This is a genomic window from Pinisolibacter sp. (assembly GCF_036782435.1).
Taxonomy (GTDB): Bacteria; Pseudomonadota; Alphaproteobacteria; order Rhizobiales; family Ancalomicrobiaceae; genus CALBKH01.
In genome coordinates this window covers 22,662-47,764 of the sequence record NZ_DAIPZB010000012.1, presented here as the reverse complement: position 1 = coordinate 47,764, position 25,103 = coordinate 22,662, and the positions used below count along the sequence as shown (strand labels likewise).

General features: G+C 68.5%; 24 protein-coding genes. 8 read left to right on the top strand and 16 right to left on the bottom strand.

Annotated features, from left to right (window positions below; genetic code table 11):
• Nucleotides 1–72: 72 nt before the first annotated feature.
• The 5 genes from V7Q42_RS07250 to tesB form a co-directional block, all read right to left on the bottom strand.
• Entirely contained in the window at nucleotides 73–2,727 is a 2,655-nt protein-coding gene (locus V7Q42_RS07250; protein WP_333823251.1) for an FtsK/SpoIIIE family DNA translocase, read from the bottom strand.
• A gap of 29 nt (nucleotides 2,728–2,756) precedes the next feature.
• A complete protein-coding gene (locus V7Q42_RS07245) occupies nucleotides 2,757–3,986 on the bottom strand; it encodes an aminotransferase class I/II-fold pyridoxal phosphate-dependent enzyme (protein ID WP_333823249.1) in 1,230 nt (409 codons plus the stop codon).
• A gap of 238 nt (nucleotides 3,987–4,224) precedes the next feature.
• Complete coding sequence (locus V7Q42_RS07240; protein ID WP_333823247.1) at nucleotides 4,225–5,634, bottom strand: ammonium transporter; 1,410 nt, start codon at nucleotides 5,632–5,634, stop codon at nucleotides 4,225–4,227.
• 21 nt (nucleotides 5,635–5,655) lie between these two features.
• Complete coding sequence (locus tag V7Q42_RS07235; protein ID WP_333823246.1) at nucleotides 5,656–5,994, bottom strand: P-II family nitrogen regulator; 339 nt, start codon at nucleotides 5,992–5,994, stop codon at nucleotides 5,656–5,658.
• 488 nt (nucleotides 5,995–6,482) lie between these two features.
• On the bottom strand, nucleotides 6,483–7,349 hold the full coding sequence (gene tesB, locus V7Q42_RS07230; RefSeq protein ID WP_333823243.1) for an acyl-CoA thioesterase II: 867 nt from the start codon (nucleotides 7,347–7,349) through the stop codon (nucleotides 6,483–6,485).
• Between the two features lie 177 nt (nucleotides 7,350–7,526).
• Between tesB and V7Q42_RS07225 the strand changes: the two genes are divergently transcribed.
• The 3 genes from V7Q42_RS07225 to V7Q42_RS07215 all read left to right on the top strand — a co-directional run bounded on the left by V7Q42_RS07225 (nucleotide 7,527) and on the right by V7Q42_RS07215 (nucleotide 9,772).
• Nucleotides 7,527–8,759, top strand: coding sequence for a ubiquinone biosynthesis hydroxylase (locus V7Q42_RS07225; RefSeq protein ID WP_333823242.1), 1,233 nt, complete (start codon nucleotides 7,527–7,529; stop codon nucleotides 8,757–8,759).
• A gap of 159 nt (nucleotides 8,760–8,918) precedes the next feature.
• Entirely contained in the window at nucleotides 8,919–9,299 is a 381-nt protein-coding gene (locus V7Q42_RS07220) for a hypothetical protein (RefSeq protein ID WP_333823241.1), read from the top strand.
• Nucleotides 9,300–9,526: 227 nt separating this feature from the next.
• On the top strand, nucleotides 9,527–9,772 hold the full coding sequence (locus V7Q42_RS07215) for a hypothetical protein (RefSeq protein WP_333823240.1): 246 nt from the start codon (nucleotides 9,527–9,529) through the stop codon (nucleotides 9,770–9,772).
• 45 nt (nucleotides 9,773–9,817) lie between these two features.
• Here V7Q42_RS07215 and V7Q42_RS07210 read toward each other — a convergent pair whose 3' ends face one another.
• The 5 genes from V7Q42_RS07210 to ccmA form a co-directional block, all read right to left on the bottom strand.
• Nucleotides 9,818–10,447 (bottom strand): DsbE family thiol:disulfide interchange protein, encoded by a 630-nt coding sequence (locus V7Q42_RS07210; RefSeq protein ID WP_333823238.1) that lies wholly within the window; start codon nucleotides 10,445–10,447, stop codon nucleotides 9,818–9,820.
• The gene (ccmD, locus tag V7Q42_RS07205; RefSeq protein ID WP_442958174.1) at nucleotides 10,444–10,629 is read right to left on the bottom strand and encodes a heme exporter protein CcmD; all 186 of its coding nucleotides are present in this window, start codon (nucleotides 10,627–10,629) and stop codon (nucleotides 10,444–10,446) included. Before ccmD ends, V7Q42_RS07210 begins: the two co-directional genes overlap by 4 nt.
• Nucleotides 10,626–11,357 carry a heme ABC transporter permease gene (locus tag V7Q42_RS07200; RefSeq protein WP_333823237.1) on the bottom strand — a complete coding sequence of 244 codons (732 nt, stop codon included), beginning with the start codon at nucleotides 11,355–11,357 and terminating at the stop codon, nucleotides 10,626–10,628. Before V7Q42_RS07200 ends, ccmD begins: the two co-directional genes overlap by 4 nt.
• Nucleotides 11,358–11,527: 170 nt before the next feature.
• On the bottom strand, nucleotides 11,528–12,196 hold the full coding sequence (gene ccmB, locus V7Q42_RS07195; RefSeq protein ID WP_333823236.1) for a heme exporter protein CcmB: 669 nt from the start codon (nucleotides 12,194–12,196) through the stop codon (nucleotides 11,528–11,530).
• Nucleotides 12,193–12,825, bottom strand: a complete 633-nt coding sequence (gene ccmA / locus V7Q42_RS07190; protein WP_333823235.1) for a heme ABC exporter ATP-binding protein CcmA — start codon at nucleotides 12,823–12,825, stop codon at nucleotides 12,193–12,195. Before ccmA ends, ccmB begins: the two co-directional genes overlap by 4 nt.
• Nucleotides 12,826–13,116: 291 nt before the next feature.
• On the opposite strand from ccmA, the gene V7Q42_RS07185 reads away from it, so the two are divergent.
• Nucleotides 13,117–13,899, top strand: a complete 783-nt coding sequence (locus V7Q42_RS07185) for a DUF1223 domain-containing protein (RefSeq protein ID WP_333823234.1) — start codon at nucleotides 13,117–13,119, stop codon at nucleotides 13,897–13,899.
• Nucleotides 13,900–13,947: 48 nt separating this feature from the next.
• Here V7Q42_RS07185 and V7Q42_RS07180 read toward each other — a convergent pair whose 3' ends face one another.
• Complete coding sequence (locus V7Q42_RS07180; protein WP_442958173.1) at nucleotides 13,948–14,331, bottom strand: DUF2794 domain-containing protein; 384 nt, start codon at nucleotides 14,329–14,331, stop codon at nucleotides 13,948–13,950.
• Between the two features lie 196 nt (nucleotides 14,332–14,527).
• Between V7Q42_RS07180 and V7Q42_RS07175 the strand changes: the two genes are divergently transcribed.
• On the top strand, nucleotides 14,528–15,079 hold the full coding sequence (locus V7Q42_RS07175) for a L,D-transpeptidase family protein (protein ID WP_333823232.1): 552 nt from the start codon (nucleotides 14,528–14,530) through the stop codon (nucleotides 15,077–15,079).
• Between the two features lie 244 nt (nucleotides 15,080–15,323).
• Here V7Q42_RS07175 and V7Q42_RS07170 read toward each other — a convergent pair whose 3' ends face one another.
• Nucleotides 15,324–15,995, bottom strand: coding sequence for a YggS family pyridoxal phosphate-dependent enzyme (locus V7Q42_RS07170; protein ID WP_333823231.1), 672 nt, complete (start codon nucleotides 15,993–15,995; stop codon nucleotides 15,324–15,326).
• A gap of 231 nt (nucleotides 15,996–16,226) precedes the next feature.
• Here V7Q42_RS07170 and leuS point away from each other — a divergent pair, with 231 nt between their 5' ends.
• The 3 genes from leuS to holA are packed head-to-tail and all read left to right on the top strand — an operon-like array spanning nucleotide 16,227 to nucleotide 20,439.
• Nucleotides 16,227–18,845 carry a leucine--tRNA ligase gene (gene leuS, locus V7Q42_RS07165; RefSeq protein ID WP_333823230.1) on the top strand — a complete coding sequence of 873 codons (2,619 nt, stop codon included), beginning with the start codon at nucleotides 16,227–16,229 and terminating at the stop codon, nucleotides 18,843–18,845.
• The gene (gene lptE / locus V7Q42_RS07160; RefSeq protein WP_333823229.1) at nucleotides 18,832–19,371 is read left to right on the top strand and encodes an LPS assembly lipoprotein LptE; all 540 of its coding nucleotides are present in this window, start codon (nucleotides 18,832–18,834) and stop codon (nucleotides 19,369–19,371) included. The genes leuS and lptE overlap by 14 nt, the downstream gene beginning before the upstream one ends.
• Nucleotides 19,372–19,401: 30 nt before the next feature.
• Nucleotides 19,402–20,439, top strand: a complete 1,038-nt coding sequence (gene holA / locus V7Q42_RS07155) for a DNA polymerase III subunit delta (protein ID WP_333823228.1) — start codon at nucleotides 19,402–19,404, stop codon at nucleotides 20,437–20,439.
• 162 nt (nucleotides 20,440–20,601) lie between these two features.
• Here holA and V7Q42_RS07150 read toward each other — a convergent pair whose 3' ends face one another.
• The 4 genes from V7Q42_RS07150 to mnmG form a co-directional block, all read right to left on the bottom strand.
• Nucleotides 20,602–21,420, bottom strand: a complete 819-nt coding sequence (locus V7Q42_RS07150; protein ID WP_333823304.1) for a ParB/RepB/Spo0J family partition protein — start codon at nucleotides 21,418–21,420, stop codon at nucleotides 20,602–20,604.
• Nucleotides 21,421–21,557: 137 nt separating this feature from the next.
• Complete coding sequence (locus V7Q42_RS07145) at nucleotides 21,558–22,385, bottom strand: ParA family protein (RefSeq protein ID WP_333823227.1); 828 nt, start codon at nucleotides 22,383–22,385, stop codon at nucleotides 21,558–21,560.
• Between the two features lie 13 nt (nucleotides 22,386–22,398).
• Nucleotides 22,399–23,055: a 16S rRNA (guanine(527)-N(7))-methyltransferase RsmG gene (gene rsmG, locus V7Q42_RS07140; protein WP_333823226.1), complete on the bottom strand. Its 657-nt coding sequence runs from the start codon at nucleotides 23,053–23,055 to the stop codon at nucleotides 22,399–22,401.
• Nucleotides 23,056–23,080: 25 nt separating this feature from the next.
• Nucleotides 23,081–25,033 (bottom strand): tRNA uridine-5-carboxymethylaminomethyl(34) synthesis enzyme MnmG, encoded by a 1,953-nt coding sequence (gene mnmG / locus V7Q42_RS07135; protein ID WP_333823225.1) that lies wholly within the window; start codon nucleotides 25,031–25,033, stop codon nucleotides 23,081–23,083.
• Nucleotides 25,034–25,103: the final 70 nt, after the last annotated feature.

Here is a 25,103-nt window from a genome sequence, read left to right as displayed (position 1 = left end):
TTCGCCGCACCGGCCCCGACCCTTTCGGCGAGGAGCTACCCCACCATCGTGGCGGAACCGGGGTGAGGGAGATCAGTCCCCCTCGCCCACCAGGATCTCGCGCTTGCCGGCGTGGTTGGCCGCGCCGACCAGCCCCTCGCGCTCCATCCGCTCGATCAGCGAAGCGGCGCGGTTGTAACCGATCTGCAGCCGCCGCTGGATGTAGGAGGTCGAGGCCTTCCTATCGCGCAGGACGAGCGCCACCGCCTTGTCGTAGAGATCGGCCGACTCCTCGAGATTGCCCATCTCGTCGCCCGGCACCGCCTCGTCCTCTTCCGCGGTGATCGCCTCGAGATACTGCGGCGCGCCCTGCTTCTTCAGGTGCGCCACCACCTTCTCGACCTCCTCGTCGGAGACGAACGGCCCGTGGACACGCTGGATACGACCACCGCCGGCCATGAACAACATGTCGCCCTGGCCGAGGAGCTGTTCCGCCCCCTGCTCGCCGAGGATGGTTCGGCTGTCGATCTTCGAAGTCACCTGGAAGGAGATGCGGGTCGGGAAATTGGCCTTGATCGTGCCGGTGATGACGTCGACCGACGGCCGCTGCGTCGCCATGACGATGTGGATGCCGGCGGCGCGCGCCATCTGGGCGAGGCGCTGGATCGCCCCTTCGATCTCCTTGCCGGCGACCATCATCAGGTCGGCCATCTCGTCGACGACGACGACGATGTAGGGCAAGGGCTCGAGCGCCAGCTCCTCCTGCTCGAAGATCGGCTCGCCGGTGGTGCGATGGAAGCCGGTCTGCACCTCGCGGGTCAGCACCTCGCCGCGGGCGTTCGCCTCGGCGACGCGGGCGTTGAAGCCGTCGATGTTGCGCACCCCGAGCTTGGACATCTTGCGATAGCGGTCCTCCATCTCGCGCACCGTCCACTTCAACGCCACCACCGCCTTCTTCGGGTCGGTGACGACGGGGGTGAGCAGGTGCGGGATATTGTCGTAGACCGACAGTTCCAACATCTTCGGATCGATCATGATCAGCCGGCACTGCTGCGGCGTCAGCCGGTAGAGCAGCGACACGATCATCGTGTTGATCGCCACCGATTTGCCCGAACCGGTGGTGCCGGCGACCAGGAGATGCGGCATGCGGGCGAGATCGGCGATGACCGATTCGCCGCCGATCGTCTTGCCGAGACAGAAGGCGAGCTTCGCTTTGGTTCCTTCGAAGTCGCGGCTCGACAGGAGCTCGCGCAGGAAGACCGTCTCGCGCCGCTGATTGGGCAGCTCGATGCCGATGACGTTGCGCCCCGGCACCACCGCCACACGGGCCGAGACCGCGCTCATCGAGCGGGCGATGTCGTCGGCGAGCCCGATGACGCGGGACGACTTCACCCCCGGCGCCGGCTCGAGCTCGTAGAGCGTCACCACCGGGCCCGGGCGGACGTGGTTGATCTCGCCCTTGATGCCGAAGTCGTCGAGCACGCCCTCGAGCGTCCCGGCGTTGCCCTCGAGGATGTCTTCGGAGAGCTCGCGGTCCGGCCCCATGCGTTTCGGCTCGGCGAGCAGCGACAGCGGCGGGAACTGGTAACCGCGTTCCGTCTCGACGACGTCGTCGCGCATGCCGACGTCGCGCGCCCCCGGCTTGCCCGGGGTCGGCGGCTTGGCGGCCGGCGTCACCGCGACGCGACGGTCGGCGGCGACCTGCGCCGCCGGTCCGCGCGACACCTGCGGCGCGGCGGGACGCGGCGCCGGGGCAGGGGCCGGCGCGATCTCGCGTTCTTGGATCTCCGGCTCGAAGGGCGGTTCGTCGTCCTCCCATTCCTCCTCCACCGGCGGAGCCGGCGGCGCAGCGACCCGCGGCGCGGCCTGGCGCGGCGCCGGCGCGAAGGCCGGCTCGACCCGCTGCGGCACCGGACGCGGCCTCAGGCCGACGCTCGGACGCGGCGCGTAGTCGTCCTCGTCGTCATAGCGATCGGCACGGCGATGGCGGAAGCGATCGAACAGACGACCGAGCGACAGGCCGTGGCGGCGATTGTCGAGGGTCGAGGAGCGGAACCCGAAGAAACGCAGCAGATTGGCCCGCACCACCATGAACGTGTGGTGCAGGTGCGCGAGCGGCATGAAGCCGCCGCGATCGTCGTCCCAATCCCCGTCGACCTCGTCCTCCTCGACCACCGTCGGATCCGGCCCGACCCAGGCGAGCGCCCGGAGATAGGCGTAGAGGGCGAGGCCACCGAAGCCGGCGACGAGCACCATGCGCATGATCTCGCCTTCGCCGAAGAGACGCTGCGGCATGCGGATCAGCATGTCGCCGACGACGCCGCCGAGACCCACCGGCAGCGGCCAGCCGTCGGCGAGCGGCAGCGCCGCGAAGGCACCCGCCGCGGCGATCGTGGCGATCACCCACCACACCCCGAAGCGGCGGTCGAAGCCGCCCGCTTCGCCGGTGACGAGGCGCCAGCCGACCACCAGGAACGGCGGCAACATCGTCGCCGAGGCGAGACCGAAGAGCTGCATCGCCAGATCGGCGATCGACGCGCCGAAGAAGCCGAGCGCGTTCTTCGCCGGAGCCGATGTGGCGTTCGACAGGCTGGGATCGGTCGCCGACCAGGTGGCGAGCGCCGCCGCCACCGCGGCGAGCCCTGCGATGGTGGCGAGCCCGGCCGCCCCACGCAGATTTCGCGCGAGGATCTGCCGGATGTCCTGGGCGGGCGCCGAGCGGGTCGGAACCGAACGTGCCGAACGCATGAGGAGCGTCCCCTTCCTGTCTCTCGGTCTCAGCCGAGGGTTTCGACGATGCGGCCGAGCGCTTCTTCCGTCAGCGCCGGCGATTCGACCATGGCGACCCTGAGATGGGCCGCCCCGGGATTGTGGCCGTCCGGCCCGATCCCGCAGAGATAACCGCCGGGCACGGTGCGCACGCCGGCGTCGCGCCACAGCCGCACCGCCACCGCTTCGCCGCCGCCGAGCGCCGCCACGTCGAGCCACAGGAAGAAGCCGGCCGGCGGCGTCGCGTAGCCGTATCGCGAGCCGAGGATGCGCGACGCCGCCTCGAACTTGACGTCGTAGAGCCGCCGGTTCTCGATCACATGGGCCTCGTCGCCGAAGGCCGCCATCGCCACCGCCTGGACCGGTCCGGGCACCTGCGGCGCCGCCATGCTGCGGAACCCCACCCAGGCGGCGAGGAAATCGGGATCGCCGGCGGCGAAGCCGCAGCGCAATCCCGGCAGGTTGGAGCGCTTCGACAACGAGTTGAAGGTGACCACCCGGGAGAGCCCGGCGCCGAGATCGTGCGCGGCGGAAAGCACGCCCTCCGGCGCGGCATCGCCGCGATAGATCTCCGAGTAGCACTCGTCGGCGAAGAGCATGAAGTCGTGCGCCCGCGCCCGCTCGATCACCCGCCGCCAGTCGGCCCGGCTCGCCACCGCGCCCTGTGGGTTGGCCGGCGAGGCGTAGTAGACCGCGATCACCCGATCGAGCAGCGCTTCGGGAAGCGCCTCGAGATCGGGCAGGAAGCCGGTCTCCGGTCCGGCGTCGATCATCACCGCCTCGCAACCCGCCGCCACCGCACCGGCCGCATAGGCCTGATAGAAGGGATTGGGCAGCAGGATCGCCGGCCGATCGGCCGGCTTCTTCGAGCGCCGCTTCGCCTCGAGCGCGGCGAAGAACAACCCCTCGCGCGACCCGTTGAGCGGCAGCACGCCCCGCTCCGGATCGACCGCGCCGACGAGCCCGTAGCGCCGATCGAGCCAGTCCGCCACCGCCTGCCGGAAGGCGTCGGTGCCGCGAATCGCCGGATAGCGACCGAAGCCGTCGATCTCACGCGCCAGAACCGGCCCGACGAAGCCCGGCACCGCATGGCGCGGCTCGCCCACCGTCAGATTGATCGGCGCGCGACCGGGCTGGATCGGAGCGAGAAGATCGGCGAGCCGCTGGAACGGCGACACGAAGGTCGCGTTCGCCGCCTCGGTGCTCGGAGAAGGGGATGCGATGGTCGATGCGGTCATGGAGCTCGAACGTCCGTTGTCGCATCCGAGCCTAGAGGTCGACGGTTAAGGCGCTGTTAACCAAGCCCGCTCCCGCACCGACGTTCTCGCCTTGTGACCCCGGCGCGCCTTCGCTCGGGCCGTTTCGAACCGGGTGTCACGAAAGAGAGAACCCCGGACGGCGGGCCGTCCGGGGTTCGAGAAGTCCAGGGAGGAACGATGAAGGGGGATCGGCGGCGGACCGCCGATCCCGTTCGCATCAGTTGTAGGCGCGTTCGCCGTGGGTCGAGATGTCGAGACCCTCGCGTTCGGCCTGCTCGGAGACGCGGACGCCGAAGAGCAGCTTGATGACGTAGAGGGCGACCAGGGAGACGACGCTCGTCAGGACGATGCAGACGAGGACGGCCTTGGCCTGGGTCATGAGCTGACCGGCGATGGTGTATTCGCCGACGCCGAAGCCACCGAGCGACGGGGCCGCGACGATCGCGGTGCCCAGCGCACCGACGATACCGCCGACGCCGTGCACACCGAAGACGTCGAGGCTGTCGTCGTAGCCGAGCATCGGCTTCAGCGACACGACGGCCCACAGGCAGACCACACCGGCGACGGCGCCGAGGACGATGGCACCACCCGCACCGGCGAGACCGGCGGCCGGGGTGATCGCGACGAGACCGGCGACGGCACCCGAAGCGGCACCCAGCACCGAGGCGTGACCACGGGTCAGCCACTCGACGAACATCCAGGCCAGGGCGGCCGCGGCGGTGGCGACGGTGGTGTTGAGGATCGCCTGAGCGGTGAGGCCGTTGGACTCGAGGTTGGAGCCGGCGTTGAAGCCGAACCAACCGACCCACAGCAGGCACGCGCCGATCATGGTCATCGGCAGGTTGTGCGGAGCCATGTTGTCCTTGTTGAAGCCGACGCGACGGCCGAGGACGATGGCGCCGACGAGACCCGCGACACCGGCGTTGATGTGAACGACCGTGCCGCCGGCGAAGTCGAGAGCACCCCAGCCGAACAGCAGACCCGACGGAGCGTCGGGCGCCGACGGGCCGCCCCACCACCAGACCATGTGGGCCATCGGCAGGTAGGAGAAGGTGAACCAGATCACCAGGAAGATCATGACCGCAGCGAACTTGATGCGCTCGGCGAAGGCGCCGATGATCAGCGCCGGGGTGATCGCGGCGAAGGTCAGCTGGAAGATGACGAAGCTGAGCTCGGGGATGTAGACGCCCTTCGTGAACGTCTCGGCGACGCTCTCGATGGTCACGCCGGAGAGGAACATCTTGTCGAGCGTGCCGATGAACGGCGTCAGAGCGGTGACTTCTTCGGCCTTGCCGGCGCCGGTGAAGGCGAGCGAGTAGCCGTAGACGACCCAGAGGATCGAGATCATCGAGAAGCCGGCGAACACCTGGACCAGAACCGACAGCACGTTCTTGGCGCGGACGAGACCACCGTAGAAGAGCGCCAGACCCGGAATGGTCATCATGATGACCAGGATCGTGGAGATCAGCATCCAGGTGGTGTCACCCTTGTCCACCTTGGGAGCGGCGGCGGCGGCGGCAGCGTCCTGGGCGAGGGCGGGCATGGCGGCGAAGGCACTCATGGCCGCCGCGAGCGCGGCGGTCTTGGCGGCGTCGGCGCCCCGGTGAAGAGTACGTACGAGATTCATTCGGATGACTCCCCTGGAAACTCAGAGCGCTTCGGAATCGGTTTCGCCGGTGCGGATGCGAACCGCCTGGTCGATGCCGTAGACGAAGATCTTGCCGTCGCCGATCTGGCCGGTCTTGGCGGCCGAGGAGATCGCCGCGACAACCTTGTCGACCTGGTCGGTGCCGACCGCGATCTCGATCTTGATCTTCGGCAGGAAGCTGACCGCGTACTCGGTGCCGCGGTAGATCTCGGTATGACCCTTCTGGCGGCCGTAGCCCTTCACCTCGGTCACGGTGAGACCCTGGACGCCGATCGCGGTGAGGGCGTCACGCACCTCGTCCAGCTTGAACGGCTTGATGATGGCCATCACGAACTTCATGTGGTGGTTCCCGTTTGCCTGTTGCCCGATGGTGGGCCCTGAACTGACGAATGGTGACGGCGGGCCCATGGTCCGTCGGCGCCGCCCTCTTGGAATCAAGCTTCGTGCCAACTCCCTCGCGATCGCGGCAACTCTTTGAAAAAACACCAATTTCGAGGCATTTCGCGAATCGGTCCGCTCAATCTCGATTCAGCGTTTGCATAAAATATGGGCGGCTCGGCGGGGATTCGTCGGCTGCGCCCCGATTCCGCCGTCATTTGTGCCGCGATTTTGTGCAGAGTTACGAGCGGCCGGTGATCCGGGCCGGATTTTCGCCGTCTTCGCGATGACCTGCCGCAGAAGAGGGTTGATCGAAAGACAGGCAATCGCGGCCGCACACCGTCATCCCGTCGCCACGATCGGACCGCCGCTCGATCGGCGGCCGCCGAGCGCGCGACGGCGGCGTCGCGGACGGGTGAACACTCGTCGGTTCGATCGGTGAGGCTGGATCAGCTCTTCGGCCGCGCCCGGCGGATCAGGCCTTCCTGGGCGGTGGAGACCACCAGCCGGCCGTCCGGCGTGAACAGCGACCCCCGACAGAAGCCGCGTGCGCCGCCGGTATAGGGGCTGTCTTGGGCGTAGAGCAGCCAGTCGTCCACCCGGAAGGGGGCGTGGAACCACATGGCGTGGTCGAGGCTGGCGAGCTGCAGGTCCTTGTCGAACACCGACCGGCCGTGGGCGAAGAGCGCGGTGTCGAGCAGGGTGAAGTCCGAGGCGTAGGCGAGGACCGCGGCGTGGATATCCGGGTCGTCGGGCAACGCTCCGGTCGTGCGCACCCACACCTGCTGGTTCGCCTCGCGTCGGTGACGGCTCAGGTAGTGATCGAAATCGACCGGCCGCATCTCGATCGGCCGCTCCCGTTCCCAATAGTGCCGAACGTTGGGCGGCGCCTTCGACAGGAACTTGGCCTTGAGCTCCGCCTCGCCCGGCAGAAGCTCCGGCGCGGTCGTCTCCGGCATCGGCATCTGATGTTCCAGACCGTCCTCGCGGATGTGGAACGATGCCTCCATGGAGAAGATCGCCGCACCGTGCTGGATGCCGCGCACCCGCCGCGTGGTGAAGGAGCCACCGTCGCGGATCCGGTCGACCTCGTAGATGATCGGCACCGACGGATCGCCCGGCCGCATGAAATAGCCGTGCAACGAGTGCACCGGCCGCCCGGTCACCGTCCGTGTCGCCGCCACCAGCGCCTGCGAGATCACCTGCCCGCCGAAAACGCGCTGCCAACCGACCTGCGGACTACGTCCGCGGAAGAGATCGACCTCGAGCCTTTCGAGGTCGAGGATCTGCAACAGCCCGGCGACGGCGGAGGACATGGCGATTCCCGAGAAGAGATGGACGAATAGGGAAAGTCTCTCTCCGAAGGTGAGCCGGCGACCGGGACCGCGTCAAGTCGACGATCGTCCGTCGGTGGCCTTCGCGGCGCGCCCGGTTTATGAGTGATGACCGACCGGCCGCCGCGCGGCGGAGCGGAGAAGCGAGGATTGCGCCCCATGTCGTCCGAATTCGATGTCGTCGTCGCCGGGGGCGGCCATGTCGGGGCCTCGCTGGCCTTGGCGCTGAAGCAGGGCGATCCGCGTCTCACCGTCGCCGTGATCGACCCGACCCCGCCGACCGCCGGCCCCGACGCCCGCGCCTCGGCGATCGCCGCCGCCGCCCGCCGCATGCTCGAACGCCTCGGCGTCTGGGGTGAGATCGCCCCACACGCCCAGCCGATCGTCGACATGATCGTCACCGATTCGCGTCTCGACGATGCCGTTCGCCCGGTGTTCCTCACCTTCGACGGGGCGCTTTCGACCGGCGAACCCTTCGCCCACATGGTGCCGAACGCGGTGATGGTCTCCGCCCTTCTCGCCGCCGCGCGCGACCTCGGCGTCGCCGTTCTGATGCCCGAACGGGTGACCGGCTTCGACGTCGGCGAGACCCGCGTCGACGTCCGCCTCGCTTCGGGCGCGACCCTCTCCGCCGGCCTGCTCGTCGCCGCCGACGGTGTCCGTTCGAAACTACGCGATCTCGCCGGCATCGGTGTGGTGCGCTGGGACTACGGCCAGTCGGGCATCGTCACCACGGTCGCTCACGAGCGGCCGCACGATGGCCGGGCGGAAGAGCACTTCCTGCCCTCCGGCCCCTTCGCCATCCTGCCGCTCACCGACGATGCCGCCGGCCGCCACCGGTCGTCGCTGGTGTGGAGCGAGAAATCCACCACCGCCGACCGTCTGGTGAAGGGCGACGACTTCACCTTCGGCCTCGAACTCGAGCGCCGCTTCGGCCGCCATCTCGGTGCGGTGGAGGTGCTGGCGAAGCCGAAGGCCTTCCCGCTCGGCCTGACGCTCGCCCGCGATTTCGTCCGGCCGCGCTTCGCTCTCGTCGGCGACGCCGCGCACGGCATCCACCCGATCGCCGGCCAGGGCCTCAACATGGGCTTCCGCGACGTCGCGGCCCTCGCCGAAGTGATCGTCGAAGCCCGCCGTCTCGGCCTCGATCCCGGCCGCATCGACGTACTCGAGCGCTATCAGCGCTGGCGCCGCTTCGACGCTGTCGAGATGGGCATCGTCACCGACGTGCTCAATCGCCTCTTCTCCAACGACCTCGGCCCGCTCCGGGCCTTGCGCGACTTCGGCCTCGGCGTCGTCGATCGCCTCGCCACCCTCAAGGCGCGCTTCATCGGTGAGGCCGCCGGCGTCGGCGGATCGATCCCGCGACTGCTGCGCGGCGAGGCGTTGTGAGCGGCCTCTTCGCGGCTTTCCGTCGTGAACGGCCGATTAACGACGGCCTCAGGGATCGTTCACGGCTCCTGCAGTACGGTACGACCATGGAATTTCGCGAACGGAGGTCGGCACGGCCTTCGATGAGATCGAATGAATTCGCCGAAGGAGGGTGACCTCATGTGGAAGAAGACGCTCCTGGCGCTCGCCGCCGTCGTCGCATTCGCCGGACTGACCGCCGTCGTGGACAGTGCCCCCGCCGCCGCTCAGCCGGGAATGCACCGCCCGCCGATGGCCGGCATGCCGTCCGCGCGCCCGCGCATGGGCGGGATCCATCGTCCCCCGTCCGGCCGTTTCGTCGGCGCGCCGCGCCATCGCTGGGACGGCCCGCGCCGTCATCACCGCTCGCGCGGTTGGTATGGCCCCGGACTGCTGGTCCCCCCGGGCGTCTACGGCTTCTACGACGGCTATACCGATTGCCGGATCGTGCGGAAGCGCGTCCGCGTGCTGACCGACCACGGCTGGCGCTGGCGTTGGCGCAAGGTTCGTTACTGCTCGTGACGGCCGCGAGGCGGTGATCGTCGACCACCGCACCATCCAAAATCGCGACGGCCGGCCCGAAAGGGCCGGCCGTTCGTCGTTTTCGCCCATTCGGCCGAAAGGCGCGGCGGTTCAGACGAGGTTCATCCTCGACCCGCCAGTCTGGTGGCAGGGAACCCCGTCGCCCGCGAGTCCGTGCCCGCCGGCGACGTCACAGCGGCGCCTCGCCACGAAGAGAGGAGAACCCCGTGAAGAAGATCATCACCGCCTTCGCGCTCGCCACCGGCATCCTCTTCGCCGACGGTCTCGCCGTCGCCGAAGCCCAGATCATCGTTCCCGGCTCGGGTGTCATCGTCGGAGCCCCGCCGCCGCCCGGCTTCCGCCGCCATCGTCACTGGCGTCGCGACGGATGCTACACCGAGCGTCGCCGCGTCCGGGTGATGACCAGCTACGGCCCGCGTTGGCGCTGGCGTCGGGTGCGGGTCTGCTACTGATCGCTTCGAAACGATCGGTCGGCGTGTTTCGGCGCGCCGGCCCCCTCACGAGGCGGGCTTGCCGCGCGCCGCCGCCTTGTCGATTTCCGGTGCGAGAACCTGCTTCAACGAGGTTTCCGACAGCGGACCGACGAATTTGTAGGTGATGGTGCCCGTCGCATCGACGACGAAGGTCTCCGGCACGCCGTAGACGCCCCAGTCGATCCCGACCCGCCCCTTCTCGTCGGCACCGATCGCCGAATAGGGATTGCCGAGCGCGGCGAGGAACCGGCGGGCGTTCTCGGGCTGGTCCTTGTAGTTCAGCCCGACGAGCCGAACCCGCGGATCCTTCTCGATCAGCGACAGGATCGGGTGCTCCTGTCGGCACGGCACGCACCACGACGCGAAGACGTTGACCACCGTCACCTTGCCCGGCGTCTTCAGCTCGCTGCTGCCGAACCCCGGCACCGGCTTGCCGTCGCGCGACATGCCCTCGAGCGCCGGCAGGGCGAAATCGGGCACCGGTTTGCCCACCAGCGCCGACGGCAGCTTGTGCGGGTCGTGACCGCTCTCCAGCTGATAGAGGAAGAGCCCGGCCAGCGCCGCGAACACGATCGCCGGCAGCGCCACCAGAATGCGCCGGTTGCCGGGTCGGCCCGTCGCTTCGGCTTCGGGTTCGGCGGGCGTGTCGTTCATGCCGTTCCTCCGTCGGCGCTGCGCTCGGAGCGACGACGCACCCCGCGAGATTCGAGATCGGCGAGCTGCCGGCGCTGACTGCGACCGTCGACGACGATCCAGACGAACAGCGCCGCGATCACCAGAATGGCGATGCCGTAGGCGGCGAAGATGAAGCCGGCGTGGTTTCCGAACATGGTCATTCCGCTCCCGCCGCTTCGATCATGCGCATGGCGCGGATCCGTCGCCTCAGGATCTCGTTGCGCATCGCCATGAGATGGAAGACGAGGAAGAGCAGGGTGAAGGCGACCGCCATGACCAGGAGCGGCACCAGCATCGACGTCGCGATGGTCGATCCGCCCATGCGGAACACCGACGACGGCTGATGCAGCGTGTTCCACCAGTCGACCGAGAACTTGATGATCGGGATGTTGACGACGCCGACCAGCGTCAGGATGGCGCTCGCCTTGGCGGCCCGCGCCGGATCCTCGATCGTCTCCTGCAGTGCGATCAGGCCGAGATACATGATGAACAGCACCAGCACCGAGGTGAGGCGGGCGTCCCACACCCACCAGGTGCCCCACATCGGCTTGCCCCACAGCGAACCGGTCGCCAGCGCCAGGAAGGTGAAGGCCGCACCGATCGGCGCCGCACACTTGGCCGAAACGTCGGCGAGCGGATGGCGCCACACCAGCGTGCCGAAAGCCGAGGCCGCCATGGTCATGTAGCAGAACATCGACAACCACGCGAAAGGCACGTGGATGTACATGATCTTCACCGTCTCGCCCTGCTGATAGTCGGCCGGCGCGACGAAGAAGACCATGTAGAGCCCGACCGCGAAGGTGATCGCCGTCACCGCGGCGAGCCATGGCAGCAGCGTCGCCGACAGGCCGAGGAAACGTGTGGGATTGGCGTAATCGATCAGACGCATCGTCTCGTCCCGTGGGGTCCCCGTCTCGGGTCCCGGCGTCGTCGGCGACCTTCCGGCCCACCGCTTCCGCTCTGCTTCTCCGTCGCGACCCGTTCTAGAGCCCGAACGGCGCGGCATCAATGAGGCGTATTCGGCCGCAACGCCTTGCGACGGATCAAGTCGACGTGACCTCAGTCGCCGGCGAAGCGCAGCGCCGCCGCCCCGGCGATCGGCCCGAGCACCATCGAGAACAGTCCGAGCGCGGCGAGGATCGAGAACGGCGTGGCGAACGGCACCGGTTCCTGGACCGCCGCCGTCGCCGCCGACACCCCGAAGATCATCACCGGCACGGTGAGCGGCAACACCAGGATGGCGAGCAGCAGCCCGCCGCGCCGCAAGGAGACGGTGAGCGCCGCGCCGATCGCCCCGACGAAGGTCAGGGCCGGCGTACCGACCGCCAGCGTCAGCGTCGTCGCACCGATCGCCACCGGCTCCATGTTCATGAAGATCGCCAGCACCGGCGAGGCGATCACCAGCGGCAGCCCGGTCGCCGTCCAATGGGCCAGGCACTTCACCAGCACCACCAGCTCGAGCGGCGTTTCGCCCATCAGGATCAGATCGAGCCCGCCGTCGTCGCGGTCGGCCTGGAACAGGCGATCGAGCGATAGCAGCGTGGCGAGCAGGGCGCCGATCCACAGGATCGCCGGACCGATTCGGGCGAGGAGATTGAGGTCCGGTCCGACGCCGAAGGGGACCACCGTCACCACGATCAGGAAGAACAGCGCCCCCATCAGCGCGCCGCCGCCGACCCGGGTGGCGAGCTTCATCTCGCGCACGAAGAGGGAGGAGAGCGCGCTCATGCCGCCTCCACCACGCTGGCGCCGAGGCGCAGGCTGTCCATGCGCTCGAACGGCAGGGCGAGATGCGTCGCCGCCACCACCAGACCGCCGGCGGTGAGATGTTCGCCGACGATCTCGAGCAACCGCGCCTCCGACGCCGCGTCGAGCGCCGAGGTCGGCTCGTCGAGCAGCCAGATCGGCCGCTTCGTGACGAGCAGCCGCGCGAAGGCGAGGCGCCGCCGCTGGCCGGCCGACAGATACGCCGCCGGCAGCGTCGCCAGACGTGCCAGCCCGACGCGATCGAGCGCCTCGATCACCGTGTCGTCCGGCGTGCCGGCGAAGGTACGCCAGAAGCCGAGATTCTCCTCCACCGACAGCTGCGGTTTGAGAGCGTCCATATGGCCGAAATAGTGGCACTGCTGCGGAATGGTCAGCTCCGGATCGCCGCCCTCGACGGAGATCTCCCCGGCGACCGGCCGGAGCAGCCCGGCGATCAGGCGCAGCAGCGTCGACTTGCCGGCGCCGTTGGAGCCGGTGACGACGAGCGCGCTGCCGGCCACCGCCTCGAAGGAGAGATCCTGCAACACCCGTCGGCCACCGCGATCGAGCGACAGGGAACGGCCGATGAGGCGTTTCACGCTGGTCGACATGCTCCCGTCCGCTCGTCTGAAGGCGCCGACCTCTCGGCGCGACCGGTTCTCGCCTGCCTCTTACAGGAAGACGCCGCGACGGGAAACCGCGAGAATGTCGGTCGGTGGAGCGCGGATCGGTCGCGACGGCCAGGGTTCACGACGAAATTCCGTCATTTCGCGGGTTCTCACCCCGAAGTGACTGGTTCGAGAGCCGACCAGCGGACTATTCTCCGCCCGCGGTTCCGACCGACGCCGTCGCCCCTGGACGACGTCGGCGCGCCACGCATCAACCCCGACGAGGTGGAACAGGTGTCGACGAAACCGGGCGCACTCGCCATAGCGGTCACCGCCGCATGTGCCGCCGTCGTCGCAACGGTCTTCGTCGCGGGTGGGGCCGCCGTCGCCGGCGAGAGCCGGCCGCGCGCCGTCATCGAGCTCTTCACCAGCCAGGGCTGCGGCAAGTGCCCGCCCGCCGACGCCCTCCTCGGCCGCCTCGCCGCCGACGACACGCTGGTCGCGCTCACCTTCGCCGTCGACTACTGGGACTATCTCGGCTGGAAGGACACCGCCGCCCGCCCCGAATTCACCCAGCGCCAACGCGGCTATGCCGAAGCGCGCGGCGACCGCACCGTCTACACCCCGCAGGTGGTGATCGACGGCCGCACCCATGTCGTCGGCAGCGATCGCGACGCGATCGAGAGCACCGTTTCGGCCCTCGTCGACAAGAACGAGGCGCCGATGGTCGACGTCGACGCCGAGACGACCCGCGATTCGCTCGTCGTTCGTATCGCCGACGGGCCGGACGCCCTCGCCGGAACCCGCGCCACCGTCTGGCTCGTCCGCTACGACCGCACCCGCACGATCCCGATCGGCCGCGGCGAGAACTCCGGCAGGACCGTCACCTACACCCACCTGGTCAAGGCGCTCCAGCCGATCGGCATGTGGAAGGGCAAGGCGCTGCGCATCGAGTTGCCGCGCCAGGAGATGGTCCACGAGAACGAGGAAGGGTGCGCCATCCTGTTGCAGGCGGAAGGCGAGGGCGGTCCCGGCCCGATCCTCGGCGCCCGCCGGGTCGAGCGGCTCGGCTCCTGAGCCCCCCGCGCGAAAGCGCCGGCCGCATCGTTCGGTGCGGCGTGATCGTCAGATTTCGACGAGTTTCGGCTTCTTCTCCAGCACCGCGACGACGCGGGCGAGATCGGCACCGCGCTTGAGGATGCGCCCGCCCTGGTCGATCACCGCATAGGCGCCCTGACGCGCCGCCAGTTTCGGGGTCTTCTCGATGCGGAAGAGCGGCGTCTCCGAAGTGCGCCGGAACACCGAGAACACCGCCCGATCGGCGAGATGGTCGATGGCGTAGTCGCGCCACTCGCCGCTCGCCACCATCCGCCCGTAGACGCGCAGGATCTCGAAGAGCTCGCGCCGATCGAAGGTGACCTCGCGATCCTCCTTCGCCCGAGCCAGCCGGATCACCGACGGTCCGGCGTCGTCGCCCCCCGGCACGCCGCCGCCCATACCCTCGCTCAAGAGACCGCCTCCCGAACCGTTTCGTCGAAATGTCATGATCCGACGGACCGCCGGTGCTGGCAAGCGGTGATCTCCGGGGCGGCGCCCGGCATGATTCCGGGGCGGCGCCGGCATTTGCGCGACACGGCGATTGCCAAGTGGCGCGCCCGCGGCGAAGGTCGATCTCCGAGCGCATTCTCGAGGAGGCTCGTTGCCCTTGTCGCTTCGCCGCCCCGCCGCCGCCTCGAAGCCGCGTCTCCTTCGCGTCCGCCGGCGTCCCGGCGCCGCGCCGCATCTCGGCCTCCTCACCGTCGCCGGCATCACCCTGCCGTGCGCCCTCGGTCGCTCCGGCCTGACGCGTTTCAAGCGGGAAGGCGACGGCGCCACTCCGGTCGGCCGCTTCGCCCTGCTCTACGGCCATCGCCGCGCCGATCGCGCTCTGCCGCCGGGCGGTCCGGTGCCGCTCTCGCCGATTCGCGCCGACGACGGCTGGTGCGACGATGTGGCCGACGGCCGCTACAATCGCCCGGTCCGTCTACCGTTCCGCGGATCGCACGAAGTGATGCGGCGCGACGATCATCTCTACGACGTGGTGATCGTCCTCGATGCCAACGTCCGGCGGCGGGTGATCGGGCGTGGCAGTGCCATCTTCTTCCACCTCGCCCGCGACGGCTTCGAGCCGACCGCCGGCTGCGTCGCGCTCCGCCCCGAGGACATGCGCCGGCTGTTGCCGCGGCTCGGTCCACACCCGGTGATGGTGATCGGCTGACCGACTCGGGCAGAGAGCAGACGGCTCGGTGACCGACCTCGCTTCGGCCGAATCGAAACGGGCTCGAATCGAAGATCGACGCCAAGGCCCCTGAGAGTCTCACCCACGGCCGTTCGTCGCCGCTGCACCGAAGGGTCGAACCACTGCGGAAACAGCCGCCCAGGAGTCTCTGTGCGAGTCTATCGTTTCGATATCGAAATCATTTCGTGATTGCATCGAATCGCCGGACTCGTCCGACGGGCACTCACACCGGTTTCGGTCGCGTCCCGAAGATGGCGCTGCCGACGCGGACATGGGTGGCGCCGAGATCGATCGCCGTCTCGAAGTCGGACGACATGCCCATCGACAGCCCGCCGGCCCCCGCCTCCTTCGCCAGCATGGCCAACAGCGCGAAATGCGGACCCGGCGCGTCCTCGGCCGGCGGGATGCACATCAGCCCGTCGATCGCCAATCCGTGCTCGTTCCGGCACCGCTCGACGAAGGCGACCGCCTCCCGCGGATCGACACCCGCCTTCTGCGGCTCCGCCCCGGTGTTGACCTGGACGAAGAGCCGCGGCCGCCGTCCCTGCTTCGCCATCTCGGCTGCGAGTGCCGCGGCGATCTTGTCGCGATCGACCGTGTGGATCACGTCGAAGAGCTCGACCGCCTCGCCGGCCTTGTTCGACTGCAGCGGACCGATGAGGTGCAGCTCGAGATCGCCCGTCTCGGCGCGCAGGGTCGGCCACTTGGCCTTCGCCTCCTGCACCCGGTTCTCGCCGAACACCCGCTGCCCCGCTTCGATCACCGGGCGGATCTCTTCGATCGAGAAGGTCTTCGACACCGCCACCAGCGTGACCGATCCGGCCGGGCGGCCGGCGATGCGGGTGGCGCGGGTGATGCGGTTGCGGATCTCGGCGAGATTGTCGGCGGCGGTCATGGATGAGCGGTCCTCGCGGGTCTCGATGCCCGCCGCCTTAGCACGAAGGGCGACCGATCCGCCACGCACCCTCTCGCGAACGCTGCCGCAGGCGCCGGAATCGGCCGGAAACCATTGACCCGTCCGCGTCTTTCTGGTGAAGGTCGGCGCCGACCAGAGACGACGCACATCGCGCGATCCCGAACTCTCGCGTGGCGCCGCCCGAACCCGACCCGACGGACGACGAGATCCATGGCTTCCGAGCGCTACAACCCCCGCGAATCCGAACCGAAGTGGCAGAAGACCTGGGCCGAGAAGGACGTCTTCGCCACCTCCAACGACGATACGCGGCCGAAGTACTACGTCCTCGAGATGTTCCCCTATCCGTCGGGACGCATCCACATGGGTCACGTCCGCAACTACACCATGGGCGACGTGGTGGCACGCTACAAGCGCGCCAAGGGCTTCTCGGTGCTGCACCCGATGGGCTGGGATGCCTTCGGCCTGCCGGCCGAGAACGCCGCCATGCAGATGAAGGTCCATCCCGCCAAGTGGACCTACGAGAACATCGCCACCATGCGCAACCAGCTGAAGACCATGGGTCTGTCGCTGGACTGGAAGCGCGAGGTCGCCACCTGCTCGCCGGACTACTACCGCCACCAGCAGAAGATGTTCGTCGACTTCTTCGAGGCCGGCCTCGCCTATCGCCGCGCATCCAAGGTCAACTGGGACCCGGTCGACATGACCGTGCTCGCCAACGAGCAGGTGATCGACGGCCGCGGCTGGCGCTCCGGCGCCCTGGTCGAGCAGAAGGAGCTCGTCCAGTGGTTCCTGAAGATCACCCACTATTCCGACGACCTGCTCTCCGCCCTCGACCGCCTCGATCGCTGGCCGGACAAGGTGCGGCTGATGCAGAGGAACTGGATCGGCAAGTCGACCGGCCTCGAGGTCCGCTTCGAACTCGCGGCCCCCGGTCCGTCCGGTGAGACCACCCTCGAGATCTTCACCACCCGCCCCGACACGCTGTTCGGCGCGTCCTTCCTCGCCATGTCGCCGGATCATCCGCTGGCCAAGGCGCTGGGTGACAAGGATGCCGATCTCGCCGCCTTCCAGGAGAAGTGCCGGCGCATGGGCACCTCGGTCGCCGTGCTCGAGACCGCCGAGAAGGAGGGTTACGACACCGGCCTGCGGGTGAAGCACCCCTTTGTCGAGGGCAAGACGCTGCCGCTGTGGGTGGCGAACTTCATCCTCATGGACTACGGCACCGGCGCCATCTTCGGCTGTCCGGCCCACGACCAGCGCGACCTCGACTTCGCTCGCAAGTACGGCCTCGAAGTCACGCCCGTGGTGCTGCCGCGCGGCACCGATCCGGCGACCAACACGGTCGAAAACGTCGCCTTCGACGGTGACGGCACCCTCTACAACTCCGACTTCCTCGACGGTCTCGAGGTCGACGCCGCCTTCGAGGCCACCGCCGACCGCCTGGAAGCCCGCATCGTCGACGGTGCGCCGATGGGCAAGCGTCGGGTGAACTTCCGCCTGCGCGACTGGCTGATCTCGCGCCAGCGCTACTGGGGTTGCCCGATCCCGATGATCCACTGCGACGACTGCGGCACCGTTCCGGTCCCGGTCGCCGATCTGCCGGTGCTGCTGCCCGACGACGCCTCCTTCGACCGTCCCGGCAACCCGCTCGATCATCATCCGACCTGGAAGCACGTCGGCTGTCCGAAGTGCGGCAAGCCCGCCCGGCGCGAAACCGACACCATGGACACCTTTGTCGATTCGTCCTGGTACTTCGCCCGCTTCACCGATCCGTGGAACGAGACCGCCCCGACGACCCGCCCGGTCGTCGATCGTTGGCTGCCGGTCGACCAGTACATCGGCGGCATCGAGCACGCGATCCTGCACCTGCTCTATTCGCGCTTCTTCACCCGCGCCATGAAGGCGACCGGCCACGCCGGTCTCGACGAGCCCTTCGCCGGCCTGTTCACGCAAGGAATGGTGGTCCACGAAACCTACAAGAGCCCCGAGGGCAAGTGGGTCTCGCCGGCCGAGATCCTCGTCGAAGAGGTCGACGGCAAGCGCTCCGCCACCATGAAGGACGGCTCCGGCCCGGTCGAGATCGGCGGCATCGAGAAGATGTCGAAGTCGAAGAAGAACACCGTCGATCCCGACGAGATCCTCTCGACCTGGGGCGCCGACACCGCCCGCTGGTTCATGCTCTCCGACAGCCCGCCGGATCGCGACGTCATCTGGACCGAGGCCGGCGTCGAGGGCGCCCATCGCTTCGTCCAGCGCGTCTGGCGCCTGATGAGCGACGGCATCGCCCTCACCGCCGGCAAGGGTCCGGGCGAGCGCTCCGCCGCCGCCATGGCCCTCGCCAAGGCCACCCACAAGACGCTGGCCGCCGTCGAGGACGACATCGAGAAGCTCGGCTTCAACCGCGCCGTCGCCCGCCTCTACGAGTTCGCCAACACCATCGGCCGCGTCGTCGCCTCCGCCGAGGCGATCGCCGACGATCCGACGCTGGCGAGCGCGCTCGACGAGGCCCTCGATGTCCTCGTCCGCCTCATCGCCCCGATGATGCCGCATCTCGCCGAAGAATGCTGGACGGCGCTCGGCCGCGGCGGTCTCGTCTCACAGGCCGCCTGGCCGGTGGTCGACCGCGCTCTGGTGATCGACGACACGGTCACACTGCCGATCCAGATCAACGGCAAGAAGCGAGCGGAGTTGACGATAGCCCGTTCGGCGGGCGAGGCTGAGGTTCGCGAAGCGGTTCTCGCTCTCGACGCGGTCAAGGCCGCGCTCGGCGGCAAGGACCCCAAGAAGGTCATCGTCGTACCGCTGAGGATCGTCAATGTCGTCGCCTGATCGGTTCGCCCACCTTCGCCGCCTCGTCCTCGGCACCACCCTCGGCCTCGCCGCCGCCGGCCTCGCCGGCTGCACCGAAGGCCCGCGTCCGCTCTACGGCAAGGCCTCCGGCACCGTCCCGGCGATGCGCTCGATCGACGTCGGCGCGGTCTCCGGCCGGGTCGGCCAGCAGGTGCGCAACGAACTGGTCTTCGGCCTCTACGGCGGCGCCGGCGACGTCGAAGGCAAGCCGGTCTATCGCCTCGAGCTGACCGTGACCTCGATCGACAATGCCGTCGGCGTCGAGCGCTATCGCAATCTGCCGTCCGCCTATGTCGAGCGGATCACCGCGACCTACGCCCTGGTCGACATCGCTTCCGGCGCCACCGTCACCACCGGCACCAGCTTCGCGCAGGCGGCTTACGACTATTCGCCCCAGCGCTACGCCGACGTCCGCGCCAAGCGCGACGCCGAGAACCGCGTCGCCACCGTCGTCGCCGGCGACATCCGCAACAAGCTCGCGGTCTTCTTCGCCACGCACCGCTGACGTCGGCGCGCGGCGTTTCGGAAGCGAATCATGGTCGCGTTGAAACCGTCGGAGATCGAGCCTTTCATCCGCCGCCCGTCCGAACGGGCGGCGGTCGTGCTCGTCTACGGCCCGGACGACGGCCTCGTCGCCGAACGCGCCTCGGCGATCGTCAAGGCGGCCGCCGGAAAGGTCGACGATCCCTTCTCCCTCGTCCGTCTCGACGGCACCGAGATCTCCTCCGACCCGGCCCGATTGATCGACGAGGCGACGACCGTCTCGCTCTTCGGCGATCGCCGCGTCGTGTGGGTACGCGATTGCGGCGCCCGAAACGTCCTGCCCGCCGTCCAACCTCTGCTCGAACGCCCCGATACCGGGTCGCTGGTGGTGATCGAGGCCGGCGATCTGAAGAAGGGCACCGGCCTCAGGAAGAAGGTCGAGGACCATCCGACCGCCGTCGCCATCCCCTGCTACCCCGACACCGCCCAGGACATCGCCCGCCTGGTCGATCAGGAACTGAAGGAGGCGAAGCTCGACATCGATCGCGACGCCCGCGAGGCCCTCGAAGCCCACCTCGGCGCCGATCGCCTCGCCTCCCGCGGAGAATTGCGCAAACTCTGCCTCTATGCCCACGGACAGCCGCGCATCACCCTCGCAGATGTCGCCGCCATCGTCGGCGACGCTTCCGCCTTCGCCATGGATGAACTCATCGACGCGGCCGCCGGCGGCGATCTCGCCGATGCCGACGCCACCCTGCGCAAACTCGAGGCCTCCGGCATTCCGCCCTCGGTCGCCGGCACCATGCTGATCCGCCATTTCCAGCTGCTCGACCGCGCTCGCGCCGAGATCGGCCCCGGTCGCAGTGCCACCGACGTCGTCGAGCGCCTGCAGCCGCCGGTCTTCTTCCGCCGCCGCCCGGTCGTCGCCCGCCAGCTCGGCCTGTGGTCGAAGGAGCGCATCGCCCGCGCCCTCGACCTCCTCGACGAGACCATGCATCAGAGCCGCGCCAAGCCACATCTGGCCGGCGCCATCGTTTCGGAGGCGATTCTGAAGCTCGCCCGGGCCGCATCGGTCGCCGCACGCCGCTGAGCCGGCGCGACAGGATCTCTTCCGTCTGCCGTAGCGCAAAAGGTGCAATTCGCTTCGCTCATTGCACCCTATCGTCCGCCGCTCCGAAGCCTGCCGAAACGAAAAAGGCGGACCCCTACGGATCCGCCCCCTCGAACTCCGATGCGATGCGATGCGACCGGATCAGCCGCGCTGCAGCCGCTGGCAGACCTCGTCGAGCTGCTCCAGTGAGCGATAGCGGACCTTCACCTCGCCCGAGCCGTCCGGCTTGTGGTCGATGATGACCGCGAGGCCGAGCGCGTCGGAAAGCGTCTTCTCCAGCGCCAGCGTATCGGCATCTTTGTCCTTGCGCGGCCGGCCGGGCTTCGGTGTGTCGTTCGGCCGCGGCGCCTGGGCGAGCGCTTCCGCCTGCCGCACCGAAAGCCCCTCGTCGACGATCTTCGACGCCAACCCTTCCGGATCGGCCGCCGCGAGCACCGCACGGGCGTGACCGGCGGTGATCCGGCCCGAACGCAGATGCGCCTTCACCGGCTCCGACACCTTGAGGAGGCGCAGCGTGTTGGCGACGTGGCTGCGGCTCTTGCCGATGATCTCACCGAGATCCTGCTGGGTGTAGCCGAACTCGGCGATCAGCTGCTCGTAGCCGAAGGCCTCTTCCAACGGGTTGAGATCGGTCCGCTGGACGTTCTCGATGATCGCCAGTTCCAGCGCCTCCTTGTCGGAGACGTCCTGGACGATCACCGGGATCTCGTGCTGCCCGGCGCGCTGCGACGCCCGCCACCGCCGCTCGCCGGCGATGATCTCGAAATGACCCGCCATGCCGCGCGCCGGCCGCACCAGGATCGGCTGGACCACACCCTTCTCGCGGATCGACTTGGCCAGATCGGCGAGGTCGGCCTCGTCGAAGGCGCGACGCGGATTGCGCGGATTGGGGTGGACCATCTCGATCGGCACCCGCTTCGACCCGGCGCGTTCCGCCGCCGCGATCTCCGGCTCGGCCATGTCGCCGAGCAGCGCCGCCAATCCACGTCCGAGCCGCCTGCGTTCTTCCACTGTCGCCTCCCGAGGTTCCGGGCCGCCGCCGACCCGCCCCTGTCCGTCCGATCCCGGCGTCACGCCGGGACGATGTCACCGATCGATCAGGCCGCCACTTCGGCCCGGATGCGCCGTTCGCGCTGGATGATCTCCGAAGCGAGGCGCAGATAGGCCTGACTGCCGGCCGACTTCAGATCGTAGAGCAGCGCCGGCTTGCCGTGCGACGGCGCCTCCGAGATGCGCACGTTGCGCGGAATGATCGTGTCGTAGACCGCCGAGCCCATGTGCTCGCGCACGTCCGCCACCACCTGACCGGAGAGATTGTTGCGCGCGTCGTACATGGTCAGCACGATGCCGTGGATGGTCAGCTCCGGATTGAGCGCACCCTTGACCTGCTCGACCGTCGACAGCAGCTGCGACAGACCCTCCAGCGCGAAGAACTCGCACTGCAGCGGCACCAGCACCGAATGCGACGCACTCATCGCATTGATGGTCAGCAGGTTCAGCGACGGCGGGCAGTCGACCAGCACGTAGCTGAACTGCGGGCCGCCGTCCTGCGCCGTCTCGATGTAGTCGGCGATCGCCTTGCGCAGCCGATAGGCGCGGTCGGCGGTCGCGGCGATCTCCAGCTCGACGCCGAGCAGATCGAGCGTCGACGGCGCCACCCACAGCCGCGGCACGGCGGTCTCGATCAACACCTCTTCGAGGCTGTGGTCGCCGACCAGCACGTCGTAGGTGGAGCGCTTACGCGCCCGCCGATCGATCCCCAGACCCGTCGAGGCGTTGCCCTGCGGATCGAGATCGACGATCAGCACCTCCTCGCCGATGGCGGCGAGGGCGGTGCCGAGATTGATGGCGGTCGTGGTCTTGCCCACGCCGCCCTTCTGGTTGGCCAGGGCGAGAACGCGAGGCGACTTGGCGAGCTTGGCCATGAAAGGCGCTCCGTCAGGACATTTCACGTGAAACGATCTTGCGAACCTCGACCACGCGGCCCGTCGGTTCCGTCTTACTCATATGTTCTACCAGATCCAGATCCCAAGATAGAGTGGCTTCCGCCAATTCGGACGCAAAATCTTGTCCTTTGTGGAAAACCGCGACGGCTCCTCGAGCCACCAACGGCGCTGCCCAACCGCACAGCCGCGAGAACGCCGAAAGCGCCCGCGCCGACACGCCGTCGACCGATTCCGAGAAGTTTTCGACGAAATCCTCGATGCGTTCGTCGTGCACGACCGCCGGCGCCCCGGTCTCCCGCGCGACGGTTCTGAGGAACGCCGCCTTGCCCTTGTTGCTCTCGACCAGATGGACCACCGCCCCGGGCGTCTCGGCGAGCAGGATCGACGTCACCAGTCCCGGAAAGCCGGCCCCGGAGCCCAGATCGACCCAGCGCGTCGCCTTCGGTAGCAGGGCATGGACCTGCGCCGAATCGGCGACGTGGCGACGCCAGATGTGGGGGAGGGTGCTCGGCGCCACCAGGTTCTGGCTCTTCTGCCATTTCCGCACGAGCCCGACGTAGGCCTCGAGACGCGCCGTCGTTTCACGTGAAACCGCGATCACGTCGTCCAGCGCCGCGGAGCCGTCCTCTCCGGCCGGTGTGGTCTTCATCGTTGCCTCTCCGAATCGATGCCCGTCATCGCGGCCGGCCATCCACACCGACACCGCTGCCGGCAGTGAACCGCCCGGGGATCTCGCTTTCCCCGAAATCGACGCCGTCCGTCCCCGCGGCCACCTCGACCCGGCGATTCTTCCGGACGTGTGCCAGCAACAGCGTCAACGCCGCCGGGGTCATCCCGTCGATACGCCCCGCCTGCCCGAGCGTGCGTGGCCCGACCGTCACGAGCTTCTGCCGGATCTCGTTCGACAGACCGGCGATCTCCGCGAAGTCGAGATCCTCCGGCAATGCCACCGCTTCCTCGCGCCGCAGTTCGCCGATATCGGCTTCCTGACGCCGCATGTAGACCGCGTATTTCGCATCGATCTCGACCTGCTCGACGACATCGGCCCGCAGCGCATCCAGCTCCGGCCAAACCACCCGAAGCCGCTCGATGGTCACATCCGGATAGGCGAGCAGGTCGAAAGCGCTGCGCCGGACGCCGTCGCGATTGACCGTGATCCCGTATCGCTCGGCTTCCGTCGGCGTCAGCGACAACGACCCGGCCAGTTCGAGCCCCTGCGCGATCGCCTCCGACTTCGCAGCGAAGGCCGCCCGACGCGCCGATCCCACCAGCCCGAGCCGATCCCCGATCGGCGTCAGCCGCCGATCGGCGTTGTCGGCCCGCAGCGTCAGCCGATATTCCGACCGCGACGTGAACATCCGATAGGGCTCGGTGATCCCCCGCGTGATCAGATCGTCGATCATCACTCCGAGATAACCGTCGCCGCGATCGAAACCTTGCGGGGTCGTTCCGCCGGCGAATCGAGCTGCGTTGAGACCCGCCACCAACCCTTGCGCCGCCGCTTCTTCGTAGCCGGTCGTACCGTTGATCTGCCCGGCGAGAAACAGTCCCTCTGCGCTCTTCACCGCCAACGACGCATCGAGCTCTCGCGGATCGACGTGGTCGTATTCGATGGCATACCCCGGCCGGAACAGCTCCACCCGCTCGAGCCCCGGGATCGACCGCAGCATCGCCACTTGAGCGTCCGCTGGCAGGGAAGTCGACAATCCGTTCGGATAGACCGTCGGGTCGTCCAGCCCTTCCGGCTCGAGGAAGATCTGATGTCCCTCGCGATCGCCGAAGCGAACGATCTTGTCCTCGATCGACGGGCAGTAACGCGGACCGCGACTGTCGATATGCCCCCCGTACATCGCCGACCGTGAGAGGTTCTCCCGGATGATCCGATGTGTTTCCGGCGTCGTCCGGGTGATGCCGCAGGCGATCTGCGGATTGACGATCCGTTCGGTGAGCGTCGAGAACGGGATGGGAGCCGCGTCGGCCTCCTGCCTCTCGATCGATGCCCAATCGATCGTCCGCCCGTCGAGTCGCGCCGGCGTACCGGTCTTCAGGCGACCGAGCCGAAGATCCAGCTCCGTCAGACTCTCCGACAGCCCGGTCGCCGCGCGCTCTCCGACGCGCCCCCCCGACGTCCGCACGTCACCGATGTGCATCAGCCCGTTGAGGAACGTCCCGGTGGCGATCACGACCGCGCCGCAGTCGATCTCCCGCCCGTCCTCGAGTACCACCCCGATCACCCGCCGCCCGTCGAACTTCAGCCGCGCCGCTTCACCCTCGACGACCGAGAGACCGGCGATCGCACCGATCTCAGCCTGCATCGCCGCGGCGTAGAGTTTGCGGTCCGCCTGGGTCCGCGGTCCCCGCACCGCCGGACCCTTGCGGCGGTTGAGCATACGGAACTGGATGCCCCCGGCGTCGGCGATGCGCCCCATCAGGCCGTCGAGAGCGTCGACCTCGCGCACGAGATGGCCCTTACCGAGACCGCCGATCGCCGGATTGCACGACATGGCACCGATCGTGTCGAACCGATGGGTGAGCAGGATCGTCCGCGCCCCGACGCGCGCCGCAGCCGCAGCCGCCTCGCAACCAGCATGCCCACCCCCGATCACCACCACATCTTCGAACCGCACACCCACGTCTCGGCCTTCCCGTTTTCACTTTCGTCGCGACCGATTTCGTCCGACCCACCAGAGCAGCGCC

Excerpts from the sequence above, each read along its gene's own strand:
- V7Q42_RS07250 (WP_333823251.1), bottom strand. The coding sequence starts at position 2,727 with ATGCGTTCGGCACGTTCGGTTCCGACCCGCTCGGCGCCCGCCCAGGAC.
- V7Q42_RS07245 (WP_333823249.1), bottom strand. The coding sequence starts at position 3,986 with ATGACCGCATCGACCATCGCATCCCCTTCTCCGAGCACCGAGGCGGCG.
- V7Q42_RS07240 (WP_333823247.1), bottom strand. The coding sequence starts at position 5,634 with ATGAATCTCGTACGTACTCTTCACCGGGGCGCCGACGCCGCCAAGACC.
- V7Q42_RS07235 (WP_333823246.1), bottom strand. The coding sequence starts at position 5,994 with ATGAAGTTCGTGATGGCCATCATCAAGCCGTTCAAGCTGGACGAGGTG.
- tesB (WP_333823243.1), bottom strand. The coding sequence starts at position 7,349 with ATGTCCTCCGCCGTCGCCGGGCTGTTGCAGATCCTCGACCTCGAAAGG.
- V7Q42_RS07225 (WP_333823242.1), top strand. The coding sequence starts at position 7,527 with ATGTCGTCCGAATTCGATGTCGTCGTCGCCGGGGGCGGCCATGTCGGG.
- V7Q42_RS07220 (WP_333823241.1), top strand. The coding sequence starts at position 8,919 with ATGTGGAAGAAGACGCTCCTGGCGCTCGCCGCCGTCGTCGCATTCGCC.
- V7Q42_RS07210 (WP_333823238.1), bottom strand. The coding sequence starts at position 10,447 with ATGAACGACACGCCCGCCGAACCCGAAGCCGAAGCGACGGGCCGACCC.
- ccmD (WP_442958174.1), bottom strand. The coding sequence starts at position 10,629 with ATGACCATGTTCGGAAACCACGCCGGCTTCATCTTCGCCGCCTACGGC.
- V7Q42_RS07200 (WP_333823237.1), bottom strand. The coding sequence starts at position 11,357 with ATGCGTCTGATCGATTACGCCAATCCCACACGTTTCCTCGGCCTGTCG.
- ccmB (WP_333823236.1), bottom strand. The coding sequence starts at position 12,196 with ATGAGCGCGCTCTCCTCCCTCTTCGTGCGCGAGATGAAGCTCGCCACC.
- ccmA (WP_333823235.1), bottom strand. The coding sequence starts at position 12,825 with ATGTCGACCAGCGTGAAACGCCTCATCGGCCGTTCCCTGTCGCTCGAT.
- V7Q42_RS07170 (WP_333823231.1), bottom strand. The coding sequence starts at position 15,995 with ATGACCGCCGCCGACAATCTCGCCGAGATCCGCAACCGCATCACCCGC.
- leuS (WP_333823230.1), top strand. The coding sequence starts at position 16,227 with ATGGCTTCCGAGCGCTACAACCCCCGCGAATCCGAACCGAAGTGGCAG.
- lptE (WP_333823229.1), top strand. The coding sequence starts at position 18,832 with ATGTCGTCGCCTGATCGGTTCGCCCACCTTCGCCGCCTCGTCCTCGGC.
- holA (WP_333823228.1), top strand. The coding sequence starts at position 19,402 with ATGGTCGCGTTGAAACCGTCGGAGATCGAGCCTTTCATCCGCCGCCCG.
- V7Q42_RS07150 (WP_333823304.1), bottom strand. The coding sequence starts at position 21,420 with ATGGCCGAGCCGGAGATCGCGGCGGCGGAACGCGCCGGGTCGAAGCGG.
- V7Q42_RS07145 (WP_333823227.1), bottom strand. The coding sequence starts at position 22,385 with ATGGCCAAGCTCGCCAAGTCGCCTCGCGTTCTCGCCCTGGCCAACCAG.
- rsmG (WP_333823226.1), bottom strand. The coding sequence starts at position 23,055 with ATGAAGACCACACCGGCCGGAGAGGACGGCTCCGCGGCGCTGGACGAC.